Consider the following 21,063-nt stretch of genomic DNA (forward strand, 5'->3'; position numbering starts at 1 on the left):
ACCACCTGCGCCGCCTGGCCCACGCCGAGAACGGCACCGGCACCTTCCCGGGCGCCTGGACCGCGCCGCTCCACCCGCCCCTCGAACGGGCCGAGGCGGCCGAGGCCGCGGTCCCGCTGTGGCGGCGGTTCGCGCCCGGCTCGCCGCACCTGCCGATCGCGCTGCGCACCGCCCTCGGCTGCGCCCTCGCCGGGTACGCGGCGCTCGCGCTCGGCGTCGGCCGCCCCTACTGGGCGCTGGTCACCGCCGCGTCCCTGTACCAGGCCAACCTGACGCTGACCTGGAGCCGCGGCGTGCAGCGCGTCGTCGGCAACGTCCTGGGCGTGGCCGCCTTCGCCGCGCTCGCGCCGCTCGCGCACCTCAACCACGCCGCGCTCATCGGCTGCGGCCTGCTCTGCGCCTTCGGCGCCGAGGCCCTGATCTCCCGCAACTACTGGCTGGGCAGCGTCTGCGTGACGCCGATGGCCCTGCTCGTCACCGAGTTCGGACGGTTCCAGGACCCCGGGGCGCTGATCGCCGACCGCGTCGTGGACACGCTGATCGGCGCGCTGTGCGGCCTGGCCGCGGCCGTCGCCGTCACCAACCGGCGGGCCGCCGACCACATCGAGCACGCCCTCGCCGCCGCCGAGCGCGCCCGCGCCCACGCCGAACGGGCCCTGTCGGGGCCCGCCCCCGAGCTGTCCCGCGCCCGCCGCCGCCTCACCGCGAGCCTCGTCGCGCTGCGCGCCGCCCACGACACCGCGGCCGGCGAGTGGTGGCAGCGCGAGCTGCCCGGCCGCCGGGTGGCCGACGCCGAGCAGGCCGGACACCGTACGCTCGCGGCTACGGTACGCGGCGGGACGCGGACCGCCGAGGGCGCGCGGCCCTGACGCCGCCCAGGGGCACACCGGTGTCAGCACACCGGTGTCAGCAACCGGTGACGGCACACCGGTACGAGCACGAGGAGTGGGCGCGGGGATGACCAGTGGGTACGGCCGCGGGGCGACGGGCGACACGATGGCCGCGGTGGTCCGGCAGTGGCAGCAGGTGCACCCCGGCGTGGACACCGCGCCGATGGAGATCATCGGCCGCATCAACCGCTGCGCCGCGCTCCTCCAGCAGGCCGAGGACGCCCCGCTGCGCCGGGCGGGCCTGACCCGCCCCGAGTTCGACCTCCTGGGCGCCCTGCGCCGCACCGGCCACGAGCTGACCCCCGGGGAGCTGGCCCGCGAGACCTTCTCCTCGGGCGCGGCCGTCACCAAGCGCCTCAAGCAGTTGCAGGAGCGCGCCCTGATCGACCGCCGCCCCGACACCCGTGACCGCCGCGTCACCCACGTGCGCCTCACCGACGCGGGCCGCGACCTCGTCGACGCGATCCTGCCCGCGCAACTCGCGTACGAAACGACGGTCCTCGCCGGGCTCGCCGACGACGGGCGGCAGCACCTGGGCGCGCTCCTCGGCGAGCTGCTCGGCCAGTTGGAGGGGCGGCTCGGCGCCCCGCGCGGGTGACGGCCGCTACGGGCGGTACCGCAGCGGATGGTCCTCCGGCACCTCCACCACCGCGATGCGGACCCCGTCCGGGTCCGCGATCCACATCTCGACCAGGCCCCACGGCTCCTTGACGGGCGGCCTGAGGATCTCGACGCCGCGCGCGGCCAGCTCCTTGTGCGCGGCGGCCGCGTCCGCGACCTGCAGCCAGAGCTGGAGCGCGGGCGAGGGCGGCTCGGCCGAGCGCCCGGACACCTCCAGGAAGCCGCCGCCGAGGAAGTAGACCGTGCCCCGCTCCGGGCCCGTGCCGAACTCCCGGTACACGGCGAGACCGAGGTCCGTGCCGTAGAACTGCCGGGAGCGCTCGGGGTCCGTGGGCCGCAGGAGGACTCTGCTGCTGAGTACGTGCACCATGCGGCCGCACCTTAGTGCCCGCGAGCGCCGGGTTACGCTCGGCGGTGCGCGCGGGGCGGGAGTTCCGCGCGCGACGGCACCGCAGCACCGCAGCACCGGCAGATCGGAGACACGCGCCCATGGCCACCGCCCCGCACCCCCGCACGCACGACGACCTCACCTTCCGCGACGCCGTGGCGGCCGACGTGGAGGCGCTGGTGGCCCTCGTCGAGTCGGCGTACCGCGGGGACGCCAGCCGCGCCGGGTGGACCACGGAGGCGGACATCCTGGACGGTCAGCGCACCGACCCCGAGGGTGTGGCCGCGGTCGTCGCCGCGCCGGACAGCAAGCTGCTCGTCGTCGAGCGCGAGGGCCGGATCGTCGCCTGCTGCCACCTCGAACACCGCGGCGACCACGCCTACTTCGGGATGTTCGCCGTCAGCCCGGCCCTCCAGGGCGCGGGGCTCGGCAAGCTGATCATGGCGGAGGCGGAGCGGACCGCGCACGCCGCCTGGGGCGCCCGGGAGATGCACATGACCGTCATCTCCGTACGGTCCGAGCTCATCGCCTGGTACGAGCGGCGCGGCTACCGCCGTACGGGACGGACGAGCCCCTTCCCGTACGGCGACGAGCGGTTCGGCATCCCGCGCCGCGACGACCTGGAGTTCGAGCTCCTGGTCAAGGAGATCGGCTGACGCCGGGGCCCCAGGGCCGGGCGGGCGCGGTGCCGCGCCGGTCCCTCCGGGCCCGGCCGGGCTGCGCGCTCAGGCGGTGAAGCGGCCGGTCCGTTTGATGTCCGGGTAGTCCGTCGTCGCCCCGTCGAGCTGGAGGGCGCGCACCAGGCGCAGGTCGTCCTGGGTGTTCACGACCCAGCCGATGATCCGCAGCCCGGCCGCGCGCGCGTGCTCCACGGTCTCCAGCGTCAGCCGGCGGATGTTCAGGACGAGCGTGGTGGCGCCGACGGCCGTGGCGCGCCGCACAACCTCGGGCCCGTAGCGGCTGGCCACGAGCGCGGTCCGCACCCCGGGGACGAGCCGGGTGACCTCGGCGATCGCCTCGTCGTGGAAGGACAGCACCTCCACCCGGCCGACCAGGTCCCGCGCGCGCAGGACGTCGGCGAGGGCGCGGGCGGCGGCCACGTCCTTGATCTCGGCCTGGAGCGGGGCCCGCACCGCGTCCAGGACCTCCTCGAAGACGGGGACGCGCTCGCCCTTGCCCGCGTCGAGCTCCCGCAGCTCCGCCAGCGTCTTCTCGGCGATCAAACCGGTGCCGTCGGTGGTGCGGCCCACGTCGGCGTCGTGCATGACGACGAGGGTGCCGTCCTTGCTGAGGTGCAGGTCGAGTTCGATGACGTCCAGGCCCGCGGCCTGCGCGGCGACGAACGACCGCAGGGTGTTCTCGGGTTCGACGCCCATGACACCGCGATGCCCGATGGTGAGGAAGTTCAAGATCGACTCGCTTCCGTCGACGGCGGCTCGGCTCCGCGCGGAGCGCCGGCTGAAGCCCACGCGGCAGGCCGCAGCCTAATCGTCCGCCTCCACGAGGGAACCGTTCCCGCGCGGCGGAGGGGAGTCGTCCGCTCTGGTGCCCACGATGCCCAGGAGCAGCCCGGTGATGACGGCGGCGACGAGAACGGCGCGAGTGCTCAACGGTTCTGCGCTCCCTGCGGCGGGGACGGCTGACCCCGCCCGTCCTACCGCCGCGGGCCGCCCGACCGCGAGCGGCCTCACCCGTGCGTGGGCGCGTCGATCCGTGGTTGACCCGCGCGCCCGCGGGCGCGGTGTGCCTGCCGCCGCGCCTCGGCCTGCGCCTTGGCCTCCATCGCGTACATGTCCACGTACTCCTGGCCGGAGAGCTCCAGGATCGCGTACATGATCTCGTCCGTGGCGGCCCGCAGCGCGGCCCGCTGGTCCTCCATGCCCGCGTACTTGGAGAAGTCGAGCGGCCTGCCGAAGCGCAGGGTGATCGGCACGACGCTCGGCACCCGGCGGCCCGCGGGCTGCGCCTCGAAGGTGCCGATGATCGCGCACGGGACGACGGGCGCCCCGGAGCGCAGCGCCATGGCCGCGACACCGACCTTGCCCTTGTACAGCCGTCCGTCGTGCGAGCGCGTGCCCTCCGGGAAGATGCCGAGGACGCCGCCCCGGCCGAGCACGCCGAGTCCCGCCTCGACCGCTGCCCGCCCAGCGCCGTTGCCCGACCGGTCCACCGGGATCGCGCCGATGCCCCGGAAGAACGCCGCGGCGAGGCGTCCCCTGAGGCCCCGCTGCGTGAAGTACTCGATCTTCGCGAGGAAGCTGATGCGCCGCCGCAGCGTCACGCCCAGCAGGAACTGGTCGCAGAACGACTGGTGGTTCCCCGCCACGATGACCGGCCCCTGCTCCGGGACGTTGCCAAGACCCTCGACCCGCGGCCGGAACACCCACCGCAGCAGCGGTATCAGGACGACGCACCTGAACACGGCATAGAACATTCCGCTGTCCCCTCCTCGAATGCCCCCGCGCCGGGGCACGCTAGTCGCCTTTCGGGACGGGTGGGAGAAGGGGAATCGGGCCACGGGCGGACGGGGTTCCCGCACGGCTGAAAAACGCGGACGCGGGCCCGGAGCGAACCATTGCCGGGGTGAAATGTTGGGAGTCGTAGCGCTTGTATACGAGGTGTGGGCACCGGCTCTGAGCTGGGGTAACGGGAGGTGCATCAGAGGTTGCGGGGCCAGGGGAAGCGTTTTCTGCGAGGTGGCGATCGGGGGCACGGTGCAAGGTGTCCGGTCGCCTTCCCTTTTCCTCCCTCCCGCTTTCCCGGCGGAAAGTCCGGCTCCGGAGACGGGTCGCGGTGGCCGGAGTTCTGGCCTTTCCGGGCGGGTATGTCGGAGCCCCGTTCAGGTGGCCGCCGCGGCTGGTGCGGTGCGGCACGGGGCGAGGTGGGCAGGTGCCGCGTACGGGCATCGCGGTCGGGCGCCGCGTACGGGCGGCATGTACGGCGGCCGCGTACGGGCGGCGTGTACGGAGGCCGCGTCGGGGCAGACTCCCCGTGGGCTGATCGACAGGAAAAACAGCGGTCCAACAGGTCTCGGGCAGGAGGATTTCCCGGATCTCCTCTTGTGGCGGAGAACCTCACGCACATACGGTGTCCATACGCGAGGTTCTCCCGTGGAGGATGAGATATGACGGAAATTCTTGTGCAGACGGCGGACGGCCCCGAGGCTTCCCGTGCCGGGCGTGTGGTGGACCACCCGGCCTGGCCGGTGCTCAAGGGTGCCGTCGAGCAGATCCGGCCCTGGCAGTCCAAGGACGGGTCCATCGACTTCGAGCGCGAGGGCGCGCCGTCGCCGGCCGACGTCGAGCGGGCGGTGGCGCGGGTGGCCGCCGCGGTCGAGGAGCTCGCCCCCCTGCTCCCGCACGACGACGCCTACCTGAAGGCGCTGGTGGCGGACCTGCACAAATGGGTCGCGGGCGGCTTCCGCACCCCGGACTTCCTCGACTCGCTGCTCGCCTTCCAGCCGGCGGCCCGGCGCGAGGACGGCCTCCAGCACCTCGTCGTCTTCCCGATGTACACGCAGAACGGCAACCCCGACCGGAACTTCGAAGCGGTCGTCCTGCGCATGGTGTGGCCCGAGTGGCTCGCCGATCTTGAGCGCACGCGCTACGACAACCCGCTGTTCTGCGGCATCACCTTCGAGGACTTCACCGCCGGGTACGACACGAACTCCGCCGTGCTCTTCCCCGAGACGATCGCCGTCCGCGAGGCCCCCGAGCGCTTCACGTGGGGCGGCATCTTCTGCGACCGCGAGGCCGCGCGCTTCCGCCGCGTCACCGAGGCCGCCGTGGACATCCTCGGCATGGACCTGCCCGCCGACATCCGCGCGATGGTCGACGACCAGGCCCGCTGCCAGGAGGCGTTCGTGCTGTGGGACATGGTCCACGACCGCACCCACAGCCACGGGGACCTGCCCTTCGACCCCTTCATGATCAAGCAGCGGCAGCCGTTCTGGATGTACGGCCTGGAGGAGCTGCGCTGCGACCTCACCGCCTTCAAGGAGGCCGTGAAGCTGGAGGCCGAGGGCGTGCCCCAGGCCCGTGACGTGCAGTACGCCGTGCTCTTCGACCGGATGTTCCGCTTCCCGGTCACCGGTGAGCGCGTGCGCAACTACGACGGCCTCGGCGGCCAGTTGCTCTTCGCGTACCTGCACAAGCACGACGTGGTCCGCTGGACCGACAACAAGCTGCGGATCGACTGGGAGCGTGCACCGCAGGTCACCAACCAGCTCTGCGCCGAGATCGAGCAGCTCTACCGCGACGGCATCGACCGGCCTAAGCTCGTGCACTGGTTCGCCGGTTACGAGCTCGTCTCGACGTACCTCGCCCCGCACCCCGGTTCGACCTGGGCCAAGGGCCCCGAGGCCCTGGACACGTCGCTGCCGCCGCGCAAGCTGGTCGACGAGGTGCTTCCCGACGAGTTTCCGCTCAGCATGTTCTATGAGGCGCTCTCCAAGAAGCTCAAGCACGTGATCGCCTCCACCAAGGGGATCACCGCGGAGTCCGGCGCCGAGACGGTTGCCGCGTGAGCGGCCGCACCAAGGAGGCGAGGACCATGTCCGCACTGGACGGAGCCGTGATCGCGGTGGCGGGGGCCGCAGGCCCCGCCGGGCGGGCCACCCTGCTGCGCCTGGCGGAGGCGGGGGCGACGGTCGTCGCCTCCGACGCCGACGCCGCGCGCCTCGCGGAGGCCGTGGACGCGGCGCGGTACGCGCACGGCGGCGCCACGGTCACCGGCGACACGGTCGACCTGCTCGACCTGGACGCGACCCGCGCCTGGGCCGACCGCACGGAGAAGGAGTTCGGGCGCGTCGACGGCCTGGTGCACCTCGTCGGCGGCTGGCGCGGCAGCGCCAACTTCGCCGCGACCGACCTCGGCGACTGGGACGTCCTCGAGAAGCTCCTGATCCGTACGGTGCAGCACACGTCCCTCGCCTTCCACGACGGCCTCCAGCGCGGCGGCAATGGCCGCTACCTGCTGATCAGCGCCGCGGGCGCGAGCAAGCCGACGGCGGGCAACGCCGCCTACGCGGCCGCCAAGTCCGCCGCCGAGGCCTGGACGCTGGCGCTCGCCGACGCCTTCCGCAAGGAGGGGGGCGAGGCGGGACCGCGCGCCGCGGCTGCCATCCTGATCGTGAAGGCGCTGGTCCACGACGCGATGCGCGCGGAGCGGCCGAGCGCGAAGTTCGCGGGCTTCACCGACGTCAAGGAGCTGGCCGACGCCATCGCCGGAGTCTGGGAGCGGCCCGCATCGGAAGTGAACGGAAACCGCCTGTGGCTGACCGAGCAGCCGTGAACCCACCGAAGACCGACGCCAGGCGTCACCACGACCCCGGCGTCCGCGGCTTCGCGAGCGACAACTACGCGGGCGCGCACCCCGAGATCCTCGCCGCGCTCGCCCTCGCCAACGGCGGCCACCAGGTCGCCTACGGCGAGGACGTGTACACGGACCACCTCCAGCAGGTCGTCCGCGGCCACTTCGGCGCGGACGCCGAGGCGTTCCCCGTCTTCAACGGCACCGGCGCGAACGTCGTCGCCCTGCAGGCGGTGACCGACCGCTGGGGCGCGGTGATCTGTGCCGAGAGCGCGCACATCAACGTCGACGAGTGCGGCGCCCCCGAGCGCGTGGGCGGCCTGAAGCTGCTCACCGTGCCCACGCCCGACGGGAAGCTCACCCCCGAGCTGATCGACCGTCAGGCCTTCGGCTGGGACGACGAGCACCGCGCCATGCCGCAGGTCGTCTCGCTCGCCCAGAACACCGAGCTGGGCACCGTGTACACCGTGGACGAGATACGCGCCGTCGTCGACCACGCCCACGGGCTCGGCATGGTGGTGCACCTCGACGGCGCGCGCCTGGCCAACGCGGCCGCCTCGCTCGACGTGCCGATGCGGACCCTGACGAACGCCGCCGGCGTCGACATCCTCTCGCTCGGCGGTACCAAGAACGGGGCGCTGTTCGGTGAGGCCGTCGTCGTCCTGAACCGCGACGCCGTGCGCCACATGAAGCACCTGCGCAAGCTGTCCATGCAGCTCGCCTCGAAGATGCGCTTCGTGTCGGTGCAGTTCGAGGCGCTGCTCGCCAAGGACCTGTGGCTGCGCAACGCCCGCCACGCCAACGAGATGGCCCAGCGCCTCGCCGAGGGCGTCCGCGCGGTGCACGGCGTGGAGATCCTCTACCCGGTCCAGGCCAACGCGGTCTTCGCGCGGCTGCCGCACGACGTCAGCGAGCGCCTCCAGAAGCGCTTCCGCTTCTACTTCTGGGACGAGGCGGCGGGCGACGTCCGGTGGATGTGCTCCTTCGACACCACCGAGGACGACGTCGACGCCTTCGTGGCCGCGCTGAAGGAAGAGATGGCCCGCTAGGACCGTCCCCTGCCGCACCACTGGAGATGCATAGCTATGCGGCCGACCGGAAAGTCATTGACCTTCGGTCGGCCGCTTCCTTATGCTCCCCGCTCATGCGACTGATCCAGAAGACCGCGGACCTCTCCGCCTACCTCGCCGCCGACGAAGCGGTCGACCACGCCCATCCCCGCGTACGGGAGACGGCGACGCGCCTCGCGCGCGGCGCCGACGACGCGTACGCCTATGCCGAAGCCGCATACACATACGTCCGCGACACCATCCCGCACTCCGCGGACGCCGGGGACCTGCGCGTCACCTGGCGCGCCTCCGACGTCCTGGAGCAGCGCACGGGCATCTGTCACGCCAAGGCCATCGCGCTGGCGGCGCTGCTGCGCGCCGAGGGCGTCCCCACCGCGCTCTGCTACCAGCGCCTGCGCCACGACGACGGCAGCGGCTTCGTCCTGCACGGCCTCGTCGCCGTCCGCTTCCACGGCGCCTGGCACCGGCAGGACCCCCGCGGCAACAAGCCCGGCGTGGACGCGCGGTTCTCCCTCGACGGCGAGCGCCTGGCGTTCCCCGTCGACACCGGGGCCGGTGAGACCGACTACCCGGAGCTGTTCGCGGCCCCGCACCCGGCCGTACTGCGGGTCCTGAAGGAGTCGCGCGACCGCCCGGAGCTGTGGAAGGCGCTGCCGGAGGGGCTGCCTCAGGGGTGACGCGGGGCCTGTTCGGCGCGCGTCGGGCCGGGCGCCCGTGCACACGCCCGAGTCCAGCATGGTGAACTAGCTGGTCCTCTATGCTGTACTCCTGGCACCTCTCCCCGTACGCGACCCAAGGCAGATGCAGATCATGACGCTCACGCTCACCGTGTCCGACGAGGTCCGCGCGCTCGCGCCCGGCTTCACCCACCTCGCCGTCGAGGCGTACGACCTCGTCAACGGCCCCAGCACCGAGGGCTCGGCCGCCCTGCTCGACGACGCGGCGCGGCGGCTGGCCGCCCGCCTCGACGGCCGCGCCCCGCACGAGGACCCGCACATGGTGGACTGGCGCGCCGCGTACACGGCCTTCGGCGCCAAGCCCTCACGCACCCGCAACTCCGCCGAGGCGCTGGCCAGGAGGGCGCTGTCCGACGCCGGACTGCCCCGGATCAACACCCTCGTCGACCTCTACAACGCGATCAGCGTGGCCCATCTGATCCCCGTGGGCGGCGAGGACCTGGACCGCGTCCAGGGCGGCATGCGGCTCGTCCGCGCCACGGGGGACGAGGACTTCGTGACCATGGCCGGGGGAGAGCCGGCCGTCGAGCACCCCGACGCCGGCGAGGTCGTCTGGTGCGACGGCGAGGGCGTCACCTGCCGCCGCTGGAACTGGCGGCAGGGCCCGCGCACCCGGCTCACCGAGGAGACCGTGAACGCGGTCTTCCTGCTTGAGGGGATGGGGCCGCACGCGGGCCTCGAAGCGGCGGCCGGGGAGCTCGTCGAACTCCTGGAGAAATTCAGTCCCGGCGCGCGCGTCACCGTCCACGACCTGGCGGGTTAGCGGGCCCCGCAGCGGCGCCCGCGCGTCCGTGGCTCTCGCGGCACTGCGTCCGGGTCTACGCGTGCGCGTCCTGGAGTCCGGGGATACGGAACCGGCGCCCCGGCGCCCGGTCGGCGGGGCGGGGTCCCGCGTCCGGTCAGCGGGCCTCGGCCGCGCGGACCTCGGCCGCCGTCGGGGCCGTGCCGCCGAGGTGCGCGGGCAGCCACCAGGTGTCGTCCGGGCCCTTGGGGCGGCCCGGGTAGGCGCGCTGGGCGGCCTCCAGGAGCTCCTGGCAGCGCTCGCGCAGCCGCCGCGTGATCGCGCCCGCGTACTGGTCCTTCGGAGCCTCCACGCGCTCGCCGACCCGGATGGTGACCGGCAGGTGCTGGCGCTTGAAGTTCCGGGGCCGGCCCTTCGTCCAGATCCGCTGCGTGCCCCACACCGCCATCGGTACGAGCGGGACCCCCGCCTCCTGCGCCAGGCGCGCGGCACCCGTCTTGAACGCCTTCAGCGTGAACGACGGCGAGATGGTCGCCTCGGGGAAGACGCCGATGATCTCGCCCGCGCGCAGCGAGTCCAGGGCGTGGGCGTACGCCTGCTCGCCCTGCTTGCGGTCCACGGGGATGTGCTTCATGCCGCGCATCAGCGGGCCGGAGATCTTGTGGCGGAACACCGATTCCTTCGCCATGAAGCGCACCAGGCGCTTCTGCGGCAGCGCCGCCAGGCCGTTGAAGACGAAGTCCAGGTAGCTGATGTGGTTGCTGACGAGGACCGCGCCGCCCGTGCGCGGGATGTTCTCGGAACCCTTGCAGTCGATCTTCAGGTCCAGTGCCTTGAAGAAGGTCTGTGCGATGCCGACGACCGGTCGGTACACGAGTTCTGCCATGGGTGGGGAGGCCCTTCATCACTGCCGGCGGAGAGGGCCGCCGGCAGGAAACCAAGTTACGGAGCCGTAGGTCTACGGCTCCGCAGATCGTGCCCCACAAACGAGCCGCTGACCAGCGTTGGTTCCCACAGAGCGGGAGATTCTCGTCACGTAGGAATCTTTGGGCATGAACGCATGCTGAGGGGAAGACGAAGGGGATGCCCTGAAGGGGGGGGCGGAGCGCACCCCGGCGGACGGCGGAGGAAGGCGGGAGACACGGGTGACGGCAGTGGGCGGACACAGGACCGGGCGACGGCTCGGCGCGGGGGACCTGGGCTCACCGCTCGGCGAGCGGGCCACGCTCGTGCAGTTCTCCAGCGCCTTCTGCCAGCCCTGCCGCGCCACCCGCAGAATCCTGGCCGACGTCGCCGCCATGGTTCCCGGGGTGGCCCACGTGGAGATCGACGCCGAGGGCGCCCTGGGCCTCGTCCGCGACCTCAGGGTCGAGAAGACCCCGACCGTCCTGGTCCTGGACCGCGAAGGGCGTGTGGTGCGCCGTGCCGTAGGGCAGCCGCGCAAGGCCGACGTCATCGCCGCGCTGGGGGAGGCCGTATGAGGCGGGGCCACCGGAAGCGGACGCCCCGGCTCGACGGCACTCCGGGGCGCGCCGAGCGGCCGAGGACGGTCAGCGGCGGACCGGCGCACGCCGCCTCGCCGTCAGCCCTCGGCGGCGCACCGGGCCCCGGCGGGCGGCGGCGCGGCCCCGCCCGTGACGGAGCGTCCCGCCGGGGCGGGCGCAGAAGTGATCTTTCCCGCGCTCCCGAGGCCTTGACCGTACGGGTCCGGTGTCGACAGCCTGCTGCCATGCCCCCGGAGCTTTTCCTTCACGAGCGCGTCCACGTGGACCTCGCCCGTCATGCCAGTGCGCGCTGTCGGTCCCGCTGAGCAGCCGCGGACCCGCACGTACCTCCAGCAGAAGGACAGCTCCATGACGGCCACACCCGGCCTCAGCACCCCCCGGACCGCCACACCCGACCTGCTGCGCTCCGTCTTCCGGCGGCACGCGGCCGGCGTCGCCGTGATCACCGCGCGGGGCACCGGCCCCGTCGGCTTCACCGCCACCTCGCTCACCTCGGTCTCCGCCGAGCCGCCGATGATCTCGTTCGGCATCGGCACCGGCGCCTCCAGTTGGCCCGCCGTGTCCCGGGCCGAGCACGTCGGTGTGCACGTACTCGGTGAGCACCAGGAGGAGCTCGCCGCGACGTTCGCGCGCAGCGGGGCCGACCGGTTCGCCGCGCCCACGCGCTGGTTCGAGGGGCCCGAGGGCGTGCCGGTGCTCGACGGGGTCCTCGCCTGGATGGTGTGCCGCGTCGTGGCCCGGGTGCCCGCGGGGGACCACCGCCTGGTGCTCGCGGAGGCGGTCGTCGGGGACCCGTCGGGGGCGGGCCGTCCGCTGCTGTACCACGAGGGACGCTTCAACGCGCTGCGTGACTGAGAGTTCCCGATGACGCGTGGTGCGCGTGATTACGGAGCGTTGCGAAGGTCACAGTTCAAAGCGCTTGCTCAGCGGGAATGCACTCGGTGTACTCATGAGTAATATTCCGGTGGGAGCGGGGGCCGCCCCGACCGGGATCCGCCGCTTCAGGCGCCTATGCTGCCTGCAACAAGGCAGTACCGCAGCCAAGGCAGCAGCCCAGTAATGACGATGCAGTAGGAGAGCCGGCGTGAGCTTGAGGATCGTTGTCTGTGTGAAGTACGTGCCCGACGCCACCGGCGACCGGCACTTCGCCGAGGACCTGACCGTCGACCGCGACGACGTGGACGGCCTGCTCTCGGAGCTCGACGAGTACGCGGTCGAGCAGGCCCTGCAGATCAAGGAGGCGGCGGACGACGACGCCGAGATCACGGTCCTGACCGTCGGCCCCGAGGACGCCAAGGACGCGCTGCGCAAGGCCCTTTCCATGGGCGCCGACAAGGCCGTGCACGTGGAGGACGACGACCTGCACGGCACGGACGTCATGGGTACGTCGCTGGTGCTCGCCAAGGCCATCGAGAAGACCGGGTACGACCTCGTCATCGCCGGCATGGCCTCCACGGACGGCACCATGGGTGTGCTGCCCGCGATCCTCGCCGAGCGCCTGGGCGTCCCGCAGGTCACGCTGCTCTCCGAGGTCTCCGTCGAGGACGGCACGGTCAAGGGCCGCCGTGACGGCGACTCGGCCTCGGAGCAGTTGGAGGCCTCCCTGCCGGCCGTCGTGTCCGTCACGGACCAGTCCGGCGAGGCGCGTTACCCGTCGTTCAAGGGCATCATGGCCGCCAAGAAGAAGCCGGTCGAGTCCCTGGACCTGGACGACCTGGACATCGAGGCCGAGGAAGTCGGCCTGGAGGGCGCCTGGACGAAGGTCGACTCCGCCACCGAGCGTCCCGCGCGCACCGCGGGCACGATCGTCAAGGACGAGGGCGAGGGCGGCAAGCAGCTCGCGGAGTTCCTCGCGGGGCAGAAGTTCATCTGAGCTTCGGTCATCACCTCAACCGCACGCCCGATTCTTCGTACTCGCAGGAGATAGAAGTCCCATGGCTGAAGTTCTCGTCTACGTCGACCACGTCGACGGAGCCGTCCGCAAGCCCACCCTGGAGCTGCTGACCCTCGCCCGCCGCGTCGGCGAGCCCGTCGCCGTCGCGCTCGGCGCCGGTGCCGCCGACACCGCCGCCACGCTCGCCGAGCACGGTGCGGTCAAGGTCCTCACCGCCGACGCCCCCGAGTTCGCCGACTACCTGGTCGTGCCGAAGGTGGACGCGCTGCAGGCCGCGTACGAGGCCGTGTCCCCGGCCGCCGTGCTCGTGCCGTCGTCCGCCGAGGGCAAGGAGATCGCGGCCCGCCTCGCGGTGCGCATCAAGTCCGGCATCATCACCGACGCCGTCGACCTGGAGGCCGGCGACGAGGGCCCGGTGGCCACGCAGTCCGTGTTCGCCGCCGCGTTCACCACCAAGTCCCGCATCACCCGGGGCACCCCGGTCATCACCGTGAAGCCGAACTCGGCGCCGGTGGAGGCCGCCCCGGCCGCGGGCGCGGTCGAGGCCCTGTCCGTGTCCTTCTCCGAGCAGGCCACCGGCACCAAGGTCACCTCCCGCACGCCGCGCGAGTCGACCGGGCGCCCGGAGCTGACCGAGGCCGCGATCGTCGTCTCCGGCGGCCGCGGTGTCAACGGCGCGGAGAACTTCGCGGTCATCGAGGCGCTCGCCGACTCGCTGGGCGCCGCCGTGGGCGCCTCGCGCGCCGCGGTGGACGCCGGCTGGTACCCGCACTCCAACCAGGTCGGCCAGACCGGCAAGTCCGTCTCGCCGCAGCTCTACATCGCCTCGGGCATCTCCGGCGCGATCCAGCACCGCGCCGGCATGCAGACGTCGAAGACCATCGTGGCCATCAACAAGGACGCCGAGGCCCCGATCTTCGACCTGGTCGACTACGGCGTGGTCGGCGACCTCTTCGAGGTCGTCCCGCAGCTCACCGAAGAGGTCAAGTCCCGCAAGGGCTGAGCCCCTCGGCAGCACGAGGCCCCCGTCTCCGCGCGCGGCGGAGCCGGGGGCCTCGTCGTGTCCCCGGGGCGGCACGGGCTCACAGCGTGAGGCTCGCCTGCACCGGCAGGTGGTCGCTCGGGAACTGCCCGTCCAGGGAGAAGGTGTTGATCGCCGCCGCGTGCACGCGCGCGCCCGGCGACACCAGGATCCAGTCGATGCGGTCGCCGTCCGGCACGAGCGGCTTGTAGCCGTGGAACGTGGCGTACTGCTTGCTCCGCTCGTCGGCCGCGTCCCAGGTGTCCACCAGGCCCGCGGCCAGCATCGTGTCGTAGACGGTGTTGCGGTGGGCCGCGACGTTGAAGTCACCGGTGACGATCTTCGGCAGGGTGCGGTCGAGGGCCGAGAGCCGGTCGGAGATCAGGTGCGCGGCCCGCGTGCGCGCGTACTGGCTGTGGTTGTCCAGATGGGTGTTGAGCACGTACAGCTCGCGCTCCGTGCGCCGGTCGCGGAAGCGGACCCAGGTGACCATGCGGATGGAGCCGCCGCCCCAGGTGTTGGAGCCGATCACCTCCGGGGTGTCGGAGAGCCAGAAGTGCTCGTACGCGACGGGGGTGAGCCGGCGGGTGTCGAAGTAGACGGCCATGAACTCGTCGCGGCTGCCGCCCGCGCGGCCGGTGCCGATCCAGGCGTAGTGCGGTCCGAGGTCCTCGGCGATGTCCCGCACCTGGTGGTAGAGCCCCTCCTGCGTGCCGACGACGTGCGGCCGCGCGCGCCGCAGGAGCTCACGCGTGACCGGCCGGCGCTCCGGCCAGGAGTTCGGCGGGGTGTCGCTCGCGTAGCGCAGGTTGAAGGACATGACCTCCAGGCGGCGGCCGGGCCGCTCCACCGCGCGCGCGGGCGAGGCGGCGAACGCCGTGGCGAGCAGCGGGACCGTGACGGCCGTCGCGGTGGCCACGGCGGTGCGCAGGCCGGAGCGGCGGGTCACGGGGATGTCGGTGGGCACGCGGTCTCCTTCGGTGCGTCGTGGTGCGGCTGGGACGGACACGGGCGGCACGGGCGGGCTCCGGCGGCGCGCGCCGGGCCCACCGGAGTGTGCGGGCACCATCTGAGGCGCGTGTGAACGCCCGGGGTCCGGCACGCGAGAAGGTGTTGACCAGGGGGAAGGTCCCTGGATAACTTCACCATACGGATTCCTGATTCCATTGAGCGGAATAATTCGGGATTCATTCGCTGACCTGGGTTCACACGCGTCCCCGCCATGGAACACCGCGGGCGCGGCACGCCGCACGACGAACCCGACGAACCACGACGAAAGTGGAGGGTGCACGGATGGCGCAGCAGGAAAAGGTGGCGACCAGTCTCGCGGGCTCCGTCGGCGAGCGCATCAGCGCCTCGCTCGCGCCGGTCGACGAGGAGCTCGCGCGCCGCTACCCGGGAGACCCCGGCACCCGCCAGCCCGTCCACACCGTGTACGTCCCCGGCGAGCAGTTCGCCGCCGACACCATCCGCTCCTGGGGCGACCGGGCGCTCGCCGCGCTCGACGAGCACGCCCCGGACGCCGCCTCCTTCGCCGCCGTGCTCGGGCTCGCCGACGACCTCGCGGAGCCGGTGTACGCGCGCGTACGGGCCAAGCTGGAGCGCGAGCCCGTGGAAGACCTCCGCGTCGACTTCGAGGACGGCTACGGCGGCCGCACGGACGCCGAGGAGGACGCCCACGCGGCGCGCGCCGCCCGCCTGGTCGCCGACGCGTACGCGCACGGCACCGCCGCGCCGTACATGGGCATCCGCATGAAGTGCATGGAGGCCGCCGTCCGCGACCGGGGCATCCGTACGCTCGACGTCTTCCTGTCCGGCCTCATGGAGGCGGGCGGCCTGCCCGACGGGCTCGTCCTGACGCTGCCGAAGGTGACGTACCCGCAGCAGGTCACCGCGATGGCGCGGCTCCTGGAGGAGTTCGAGAAGGCCCGCGGGCTCGCCCCGGGGCGCATCGGCTTCGAGATCCAGATCGAGACCAGCCAGTCCATCCTCGCCGCCGACGGCACCGCCACCGTCGCCCGCATGATCGACGCCGCCGAGGGCCGCGCCACCGGCCTGCACTACGGCACCTTCGACTACAGCGCCTGCCTCGGCGTCTCCGCCGCCCACCAGGCCAGCGACCACCCGGCCGCCGACCACGCCAAGGCCGTCATGCAGGTCGCGGCGGCGGGCACCGGCGTGCGCGTCTCCGACGGCTCCACCAACGTGCTGCCCGTCGGCCCCACGGCGAAGGTCCACGACGCCTGGCGGCTGCACCACGGCCTCACCCGGCGCGCCCTGGCCCGCGCCTACTACCAGGGCTGGGACATGCACCCGGGCCACCTGCCCACGCGCTACGCCGCCGTCTTCGCCTTCTACCGCGAGGGCTTCGCGCAGGCCGCCGCCCGCCTGGCCGCGTACGCCAACCGGACCGGCGGCGACATCGCCGACGAGCCCGCCACCGCCAAGGCCCTGGCCGGGTACCTGCTGCGCGGCCTGGACTGCGGCGCCCTCGACACCGCGGAGGTCACCCGGCTCACGGGGCTCACGCTCGCCGGGCTCCAGGCGTACGCGGGGCCCCGCCGGGGCGGTCTCACCCCGTCGGGGCAGTAGCGGCCACCCGGGTGGCGGCGGTGTCCGCTCCCGCCGTCCGGGCGTCCCCGGCGCCGGTGGCGGCCCTGTCCGGTGGGCCGAGACAGGGCGGGCCCCGCGCGCGGCCCGCCCCGCCCCTCTCACCGCGCCGGAGGCAGCTCCCCCGAGCCCCGGGTGATCAGCCGCGTCGGCAGCTCCACCCGCTCGGGCGGGCCGGAGGCGCCGTCCAACTGGCGGAAGAGCCGCTCGGCGGCCGTCCGGCCGAGCTGGGCCGCGTCCTGGGCGACGACCGTGACGCCCGGCGACAGCAGGTCGGCCAGCTCGATGTCGTCGAAGCCGACCAGGGCCACCGGGCGGGGCCGGCCCGCGAGGACGCGGACGACGGTGACCGTCACGCGGTTGTTGCCGGTGAAGATCGCGGTGACCGGGTCGGGCCCCGCCAGCATCGCCTCGGCGGCGCGGGCGACCCGCTCGGGGTGCGTCGGGCCGAGCGAGACCCAGGCCTCGTCGACCTCGATGCCGGCGTCCGCCATGGCCGCGCGGTAGCCCCGCAGGCGCTCTATGGCGGTGTGGATGCGCGGCTGGTCGCCGATGAAGCCGATGCGGCGGTGGCCGTGCGCGATGAGGTGCGCGACGCCGTCCCGCGCGCCCCCGAAGCTGTCGGTGAGCACCACGTCGGCGTCGATGTGCCCCGGTGGCCGGTCCACGAACACCGTGGCGACGCCCGCGGCGATCTCCGGCTCCAGATAGCGGTGGTCGTCGCCCGCCGGGATGACCACGAGGCCGTCGACGCGCCGCGCGCACAGCGCGAGCACCAGCTCCTGCTCGCGCTCCGGGTCCTCGGCGCTGGAGCCGTTGATGAGCAGGGCCCCGTGGGCCCGCGCCACCTCCTCGACCGCGCGGCTCAGCGGGCCGTAGAACGGGTCGGCGAGGTCCTCCAGGACGAGGCCGATGCTCGCCGTGCGGCCCTTGCGCAGCACCCGCGCGCTGTCGTTGCGCCGGAAGCCGAGCGCGTCGATCGCCTCCTGCACACGCCGCTCGGTGTCGGGCGTCACCCCCGGCTCGCCGTTCACCACGCGCGAGACCGTCTTGAGCCCCACGCCCGCCCGCGCGGCGACGTCCTTCATGGTCGGGCGGTTGCCGTACCGGCTCCTGCGGTCACCGGGGTCCGCGGGGTCGTCCTGGGGGCGTCGCCGGGAGACGGGGGTGCGGGCGGTCTCTGCCACGGTGCGCTGTCCTGTCTGTCGTCCTTCGGGTCCGCTGGAGGCGCGCCGCGCGGAGCCGGTCCGGCCCGGCCGCGCGCGTGGCCTCCACGCCGTGCGGCCCCAGTCTGCGCAGTGAACGCGGGTCGGTACAGGGAAGTTCACGTTTCCACCGTGCAGGGGCTCACCTGGCGTCCACTATGTATACGGGGGTGGGGAGGCGTGGTACTCGGCCGGGGGTCGGCACGGGCGCCGGCCCGCGCGTACGGCGGCGGCGCGACCAGGGTCCGCGTGCACGGGGCCGGCACGGCCGCGGTCCGCGTGGGCACGGTACGCGCACCGCGCGGGCGGGCCCGCCGCGAGGTGGCGGGCATAGAGCCTGGACAACGTTGTCAGATGCGCGAGACACTGTCCCCCGAACTCTCCGGCCTGCCCTTCCACCAGGAGATCTGACAGTGATGCCCACGGACCTCGTCGCCGCACTCGACATCGGCGGTACCAAGATCGCCGGAGCCCTGGTGGACGACCGCGGCCGGATCCTCCTGCGCGCCCAGCGGCCGACGCCCGCGCGCGAGGACGGCGACACCGTGATGCGGGCGGTCGAGGACGTGCTCGGCGAGCTGGAGCGCGGCGAGGCCTGGGGCCGGGCACGCGCGGTCGGCATCGGCAGCGCGGGCCCCGTGGACGCGTCGGCGGGCACGGTCAGCCCGGTCAACGTCCCCGGCTGGCGCGGCTACCCCCTGGTGGAGCGGGTGCGTGCCGCCACCGACGGCCTGCCCGTGGAGCTGGTGGGCGACGGCGTGGCGATGACGGCCGCCGAGCACTGGCAGGGCGCCGCCCGCGGGCACGACAACGCGCTGTGCATGGTGGTCTCCACCGGCGTCGGCGGCGGCCTCGTCCTCAACGGCTCGCTGCACCCCGGGCCCACCGGCAACGCCGGTCACATCGGCCACATCAGCGTCGACCTGGACGGCGACCCCTGCCCCTGCGGCGCGCGCGGCTGCGTCGAGCGGATCGCGAGCGGCCCGAACATCGCCCGCCGCGCCCTGGAGGCGGGCTGGCGGCCCGGCCCCGACGGCGACACCTCGCCGGCGGCCGGTGCCCGGGCGGCCCGCGCGGGCGACCCGCTCGCCACGGCGTCCTTCGACCGGGCCGCCCAGGCCCTCGCGGCGGGCATCGCGGCCACCGCCACGCTCGTCGAGATCGACATCGCGGTGATCGGCGGGGGCGTGGCGATGGCCGGGGACGTCCTGTTCGCCCCGCTGCGCCGGGCCCTGCGGGAGTACGCCACGCTGTCCTTCGTCCGTCGGCTGACCGTCGCCCCGGCCCTCACGGGCACGGACGCGGGCCTGGTGGGCGCGGCGGCGGCCGCGCTGCGGGCCTTCCCGGACCCGGCGGCGGCGCGGCTGCGGTCGGCCGTGCGCGGCTGAGGCGGATGCGCGGCTGAGGCGGGTGTGCGGCGCGGCCTGTCGGGCGGCGCGGCGGGGCGGTCGCGGTTGCGTGGGCGTCAGGCGGGCACCGGGCTGCTGCCGGGCTGTCGCCGCGTAGGTTTCCGGCGGGTGGCGCGAGGGCCACTGCTGTGTGCGCCGAGCGTGTCCCGGCCGGCCCCGACGGCCCCCTGCCCGCCACGGATCTCTGAGGTTTCCGGCGACACCGCGCGCAGGTCGGGGCCGATGAGCGGGGCCGCCGCCATGATCGACCCATGGACAAGCGCGGACGGCACCCGGTGCCGGTCATGGGGCGGACGGCGCCCACCCGCCCGGACGCCTCGCGAAGCGTCGGCGGACATCCGCTGTCCCGCCGCGGCGTGCTGCGCGGCACGGCTCTCGGCGCCGGGGCGGTCACGCTCCCCGCCCTGCTCGCGGCCTGCGGCCGGGGCCCCGGCGGCGACCGGAACCACGTGACCGTGGGGTCCAACGCGTCGGACGCGGTGCCGAGGAAGGCCTTCGCGGCCACCTTCGCCGCGTACGAGGACAACAGCGGCAAGCGCGTCGAGGTCAACACCACCGAGCACAACGAGTTCCAGCAGAACATCACGCGCTATCTGCTCGGATCGCCCGACGACGTCTTCATGTGGTTCGCCGGCTACCGCATGCGGTACTTCGCCGAGAAGGGCCTCCTGGCCGAGACGGGCGACCTCTGGAAGGGCTTCGAGGGCTTCTCACCGGCCGTCAAGGACCAGTCCACGCACGAGGGCAGGCAGTACTTCGTGCCGTACTACTACTATCCGTGGGCGGTCTTCCACCGGAGGAGCCTCTTCGAGGAGCGCGGGTACGAGCAGGCTGCGTACTGGGACGCTTTCATCGCGCTCGCCAGGACGATGCACCGGGACGGCACTCCGGTCGCCTTCTGCGACAAGGACGGCTGGCCCGCGATGGGCACCTTCGACTACATCGACCTGCGGCTCAACGGATACGACTTCCACCGGCGGCTGATGGCGGGCGAGGAGGCCTGGACCGACCGCAGGGTCAGAGGGGTCTTCGACCTGTGGCGCGAACTCGTGCCGTACTACCAGAAGGGCGCCCTCGGCCGGACGTGGGAGGAGGCGGGCCAGGGGCTCCAGCGCCGGAGAACCGGCATGGCCGTCTTCGGCATGCCGCACCCGGGCCAGCAGTTCCCGCCCGAGGAGCGCGACGACATCGACTTCTTCCCCTTCCCCGAGATCGACCCGCGGTACGGCCGGGACGCCGTGGAAGCCCCCATCGACGGGTTCCTCGTACCGAAGAAGGCGCGCAACCCCGAGGGCGCCATGGACCTGCTGCGCTGGCTCGGCACCGCCGAGGCCGAGGAGCTCTACCTCCGGGGCGACCCGAACACCGTCGCCGTCAACGACCGGGCCGACACCGGTGCCTACAGCCCGCTCCAGAGGAAGTGCGCCGACCTGGTCGCCCGGGCCGGGCAGATCTCGCAGTTCCTGGACCGCGACACCCGCCCCGACTTCGCCCAGACCGTCATGATCAAGGCCTTGCAGGACTTCATCAACGACCCCAAGGACGTCGACGGACTGTGCCACCGCATCGAGCGGCAGAGGGCGGACATCTTCTCCGACTCCGTGAGCTGAGCGATCCGGCTCCGTGAGCTGAGCGATCCGACTCCGTGAGGTGAGCGAAAT

At 73.3% G+C, this 21,063-nt stretch carries 22 protein-coding genes; 15 read left to right on the top strand and 7 right to left on the bottom strand.

The window, feature by feature from the left end:
- Both IE330_RS23485 and IE330_RS23490 read left to right on the top strand, forming a co-directional pair.
- The coding region (locus IE330_RS23485) for an FUSC family protein (protein ID WP_190138078.1) at window positions 1-869 on the top strand (869 nt) is incomplete at its 5' end.
- Window positions 870-957: 88 nt separating this feature from the next.
- Window positions 958-1,488 carry a MarR family winged helix-turn-helix transcriptional regulator gene (locus tag IE330_RS23490; RefSeq protein WP_190138079.1) on the top strand — a complete coding sequence of 177 codons (531 nt, stop codon included), beginning with the start codon at window positions 958-960 and terminating at the stop codon, window positions 1,486-1,488.
- A gap of 6 nt (window positions 1,489-1,494) precedes the next feature.
- Here IE330_RS23490 and IE330_RS23495 read toward each other — a convergent pair whose 3' ends face one another.
- Window positions 1,495-1,881, bottom strand: a complete 387-nt coding sequence (locus IE330_RS23495) for a VOC family protein (RefSeq protein ID WP_190138080.1) — start codon at window positions 1,879-1,881, stop codon at window positions 1,495-1,497.
- A gap of 119 nt (window positions 1,882-2,000) precedes the next feature.
- Between IE330_RS23495 and IE330_RS23500 the strand changes: the two genes are divergently transcribed.
- Entirely contained in the window at window positions 2,001-2,555 is a 555-nt protein-coding gene (locus tag IE330_RS23500; protein ID WP_190138081.1) for a GNAT family N-acetyltransferase, read from the top strand.
- Window positions 2,556-2,624: 69 nt separating this feature from the next.
- On the opposite strand, the gene IE330_RS23505 is transcribed toward IE330_RS23500, so the two are convergent.
- The 3 genes from IE330_RS23505 to IE330_RS23510 all read right to left on the bottom strand — a co-directional run bounded on the left by IE330_RS23505 (window position 2,625) and on the right by IE330_RS23510 (window position 4,333).
- Window positions 2,625-3,308 carry a glycerophosphodiester phosphodiesterase gene (locus IE330_RS23505; RefSeq protein WP_190138082.1) on the bottom strand — a complete coding sequence of 228 codons (684 nt, stop codon included), beginning with the start codon at window positions 3,306-3,308 and terminating at the stop codon, window positions 2,625-2,627.
- A 75-nt stretch (window positions 3,309-3,383) separates the two neighbouring features.
- On the bottom strand, window positions 3,384-3,509 hold the full coding sequence (locus IE330_RS39725; protein WP_268257329.1) for a hypothetical protein: 126 nt from the start codon (window positions 3,507-3,509) through the stop codon (window positions 3,384-3,386).
- 77 nt (window positions 3,510-3,586) lie between these two features.
- Window positions 3,587-4,333 (bottom strand): lysophospholipid acyltransferase family protein, encoded by a 747-nt coding sequence (locus IE330_RS23510; protein WP_190138083.1) that lies wholly within the window; start codon window positions 4,331-4,333, stop codon window positions 3,587-3,589.
- A 690-nt stretch (window positions 4,334-5,023) separates the two neighbouring features.
- On the opposite strand from IE330_RS23510, the gene IE330_RS23515 reads away from it, so the two are divergent.
- The 5 genes from IE330_RS23515 to IE330_RS23535 all read left to right on the top strand — a co-directional run bounded on the left by IE330_RS23515 (window position 5,024) and on the right by IE330_RS23535 (window position 9,779).
- Complete coding sequence (locus IE330_RS23515; RefSeq protein ID WP_190138084.1) at window positions 5,024-6,424, top strand: DUF6421 family protein; 1,401 nt, start codon at window positions 5,024-5,026, stop codon at window positions 6,422-6,424.
- 26 nt (window positions 6,425-6,450) lie between these two features.
- Window positions 6,451-7,191 (top strand): SDR family NAD(P)-dependent oxidoreductase, encoded by a 741-nt coding sequence (locus tag IE330_RS23520; RefSeq protein WP_190138085.1) that lies wholly within the window; start codon window positions 6,451-6,453, stop codon window positions 7,189-7,191.
- Window positions 7,188-8,258 (top strand): threonine aldolase family protein, encoded by a 1,071-nt coding sequence (locus tag IE330_RS23525; RefSeq protein WP_190138086.1) that lies wholly within the window; start codon window positions 7,188-7,190, stop codon window positions 8,256-8,258. Before IE330_RS23520 ends, IE330_RS23525 begins: the two co-directional genes overlap by 4 nt.
- Before the next feature lie 95 nt (window positions 8,259-8,353).
- Window positions 8,354-8,956 carry a transglutaminase domain-containing protein gene (locus IE330_RS23530; protein ID WP_190138087.1) on the top strand — a complete coding sequence of 201 codons (603 nt, stop codon included), beginning with the start codon at window positions 8,354-8,356 and terminating at the stop codon, window positions 8,954-8,956.
- 133 nt (window positions 8,957-9,089) lie between these two features.
- Window positions 9,090-9,779, top strand: a complete 690-nt coding sequence (locus IE330_RS23535) for a B3/B4 domain-containing protein (RefSeq protein WP_190138106.1) — start codon at window positions 9,090-9,092, stop codon at window positions 9,777-9,779.
- A 136-nt stretch (window positions 9,780-9,915) separates the two neighbouring features.
- Here IE330_RS23535 and IE330_RS23540 read toward each other — a convergent pair whose 3' ends face one another.
- Window positions 9,916-10,644: a lysophospholipid acyltransferase family protein gene (locus tag IE330_RS23540; RefSeq protein WP_190138088.1), complete on the bottom strand. Its 729-nt coding sequence runs from the start codon at window positions 10,642-10,644 to the stop codon at window positions 9,916-9,918.
- A 259-nt stretch (window positions 10,645-10,903) separates the two neighbouring features.
- Between IE330_RS23540 and IE330_RS23545 the strand changes: the two genes are divergently transcribed.
- From IE330_RS23545 to IE330_RS23560, 4 genes are all read left to right on the top strand, one after another.
- Window positions 10,904-11,239 (top strand): TlpA family protein disulfide reductase, encoded by a 336-nt coding sequence (locus tag IE330_RS23545; protein WP_229925864.1) that lies wholly within the window; start codon window positions 10,904-10,906, stop codon window positions 11,237-11,239.
- 372 nt (window positions 11,240-11,611) lie between these two features.
- On the top strand, window positions 11,612-12,118 hold the full coding sequence (locus tag IE330_RS23550) for a flavin reductase family protein (RefSeq protein ID WP_190138089.1): 507 nt from the start codon (window positions 11,612-11,614) through the stop codon (window positions 12,116-12,118).
- Between the two features lie 229 nt (window positions 12,119-12,347).
- Window positions 12,348-13,136 (top strand): electron transfer flavoprotein subunit beta/FixA family protein, encoded by a 789-nt coding sequence (locus IE330_RS23555; protein ID WP_190138090.1) that lies wholly within the window; start codon window positions 12,348-12,350, stop codon window positions 13,134-13,136.
- Window positions 13,137-13,197: 61 nt separating this feature from the next.
- Window positions 13,198-14,160, top strand: a complete 963-nt coding sequence (locus IE330_RS23560) for an electron transfer flavoprotein subunit alpha/FixB family protein (protein WP_190138091.1) — start codon at window positions 13,198-13,200, stop codon at window positions 14,158-14,160.
- A 79-nt stretch (window positions 14,161-14,239) separates the two neighbouring features.
- Here the strand turns inward: IE330_RS23560 and IE330_RS23565 are convergent, their stop codons facing one another.
- Complete coding sequence (locus IE330_RS23565) at window positions 14,240-15,145, bottom strand: endonuclease/exonuclease/phosphatase family protein (RefSeq protein WP_229925865.1); 906 nt, start codon at window positions 15,143-15,145, stop codon at window positions 14,240-14,242.
- 326 nt (window positions 15,146-15,471) lie between these two features.
- On the opposite strand from IE330_RS23565, the gene IE330_RS23570 reads away from it, so the two are divergent.
- Window positions 15,472-16,770 (top strand): DUF6986 family protein, encoded by a 1,299-nt coding sequence (locus tag IE330_RS23570; protein ID WP_190138093.1) that lies wholly within the window; start codon window positions 15,472-15,474, stop codon window positions 16,768-16,770.
- 119 nt (window positions 16,771-16,889) lie between these two features.
- Here the strand turns inward: IE330_RS23570 and IE330_RS23575 are convergent, their stop codons facing one another.
- Window positions 16,890-17,975, bottom strand: a complete 1,086-nt coding sequence (locus tag IE330_RS23575) for a LacI family DNA-binding transcriptional regulator (RefSeq protein ID WP_373314712.1) — start codon at window positions 17,973-17,975, stop codon at window positions 16,890-16,892.
- Between the two features lie 434 nt (window positions 17,976-18,409).
- Between IE330_RS23575 and IE330_RS23580 the strand changes: the two genes are divergently transcribed.
- Both IE330_RS23580 and IE330_RS23585 read left to right on the top strand, forming a co-directional pair.
- Entirely contained in the window at window positions 18,410-19,381 is a 972-nt protein-coding gene (locus IE330_RS23580; RefSeq protein WP_190138094.1) for an ROK family protein, read from the top strand.
- A 362-nt stretch (window positions 19,382-19,743) separates the two neighbouring features.
- The gene (locus IE330_RS23585) at window positions 19,744-21,012 is read left to right on the top strand and encodes an ABC transporter substrate-binding protein (protein WP_190138109.1); all 1,269 of its coding nucleotides are present in this window, start codon (window positions 19,744-19,746) and stop codon (window positions 21,010-21,012) included.
- Window positions 21,013-21,063 lie beyond the last annotated feature (51 nt).

The sequence above is a fragment of the Streptomyces longispororuber genome, from assembly GCF_014656095.1.
In the GTDB taxonomy this organism is placed as follows: Bacteria; Actinomycetota; Actinomycetes; order Streptomycetales; family Streptomycetaceae; genus Streptomyces; species Streptomyces longispororuber.

Coding starts and splice junctions, on each gene's coding strand:
- IE330_RS23490 (WP_190138079.1), top strand. CDS start 958: ATGACCAGTGGGTACGGCCGCGGGGCGACGGGCGACACGATGGCCGCG.
- IE330_RS23495 (WP_190138080.1), bottom strand. CDS start 1,881: ATGGTGCACGTACTCAGCAGCAGAGTCCTCCTGCGGCCCACGGACCCC.
- IE330_RS23500 (WP_190138081.1), top strand. CDS start 2,001: ATGGCCACCGCCCCGCACCCCCGCACGCACGACGACCTCACCTTCCGC.
- IE330_RS23510 (WP_190138083.1), bottom strand. CDS start 4,333: ATGTTCTATGCCGTGTTCAGGTGCGTCGTCCTGATACCGCTGCTGCGG.
- IE330_RS23515 (WP_190138084.1), top strand. CDS start 5,024: ATGACGGAAATTCTTGTGCAGACGGCGGACGGCCCCGAGGCTTCCCGT.
- IE330_RS23520 (WP_190138085.1), top strand. CDS start 6,451: ATGTCCGCACTGGACGGAGCCGTGATCGCGGTGGCGGGGGCCGCAGGC.
- IE330_RS23530 (WP_190138087.1), top strand. CDS start 8,354: ATGCGACTGATCCAGAAGACCGCGGACCTCTCCGCCTACCTCGCCGCC.
- IE330_RS23535 (WP_190138106.1), top strand. CDS start 9,090: ATGACGCTCACGCTCACCGTGTCCGACGAGGTCCGCGCGCTCGCGCCC.
- IE330_RS23540 (WP_190138088.1), bottom strand. CDS start 10,644: ATGGCAGAACTCGTGTACCGACCGGTCGTCGGCATCGCACAGACCTTC.
- IE330_RS23550 (WP_190138089.1), top strand. CDS start 11,612: ATGACGGCCACACCCGGCCTCAGCACCCCCCGGACCGCCACACCCGAC.
- IE330_RS23560 (WP_190138091.1), top strand. CDS start 13,198: ATGGCTGAAGTTCTCGTCTACGTCGACCACGTCGACGGAGCCGTCCGC.
- IE330_RS23570 (WP_190138093.1), top strand. CDS start 15,472: ATGGCGCAGCAGGAAAAGGTGGCGACCAGTCTCGCGGGCTCCGTCGGC.
- IE330_RS23580 (WP_190138094.1), top strand. CDS start 18,410: ATGCCCACGGACCTCGTCGCCGCACTCGACATCGGCGGTACCAAGATC.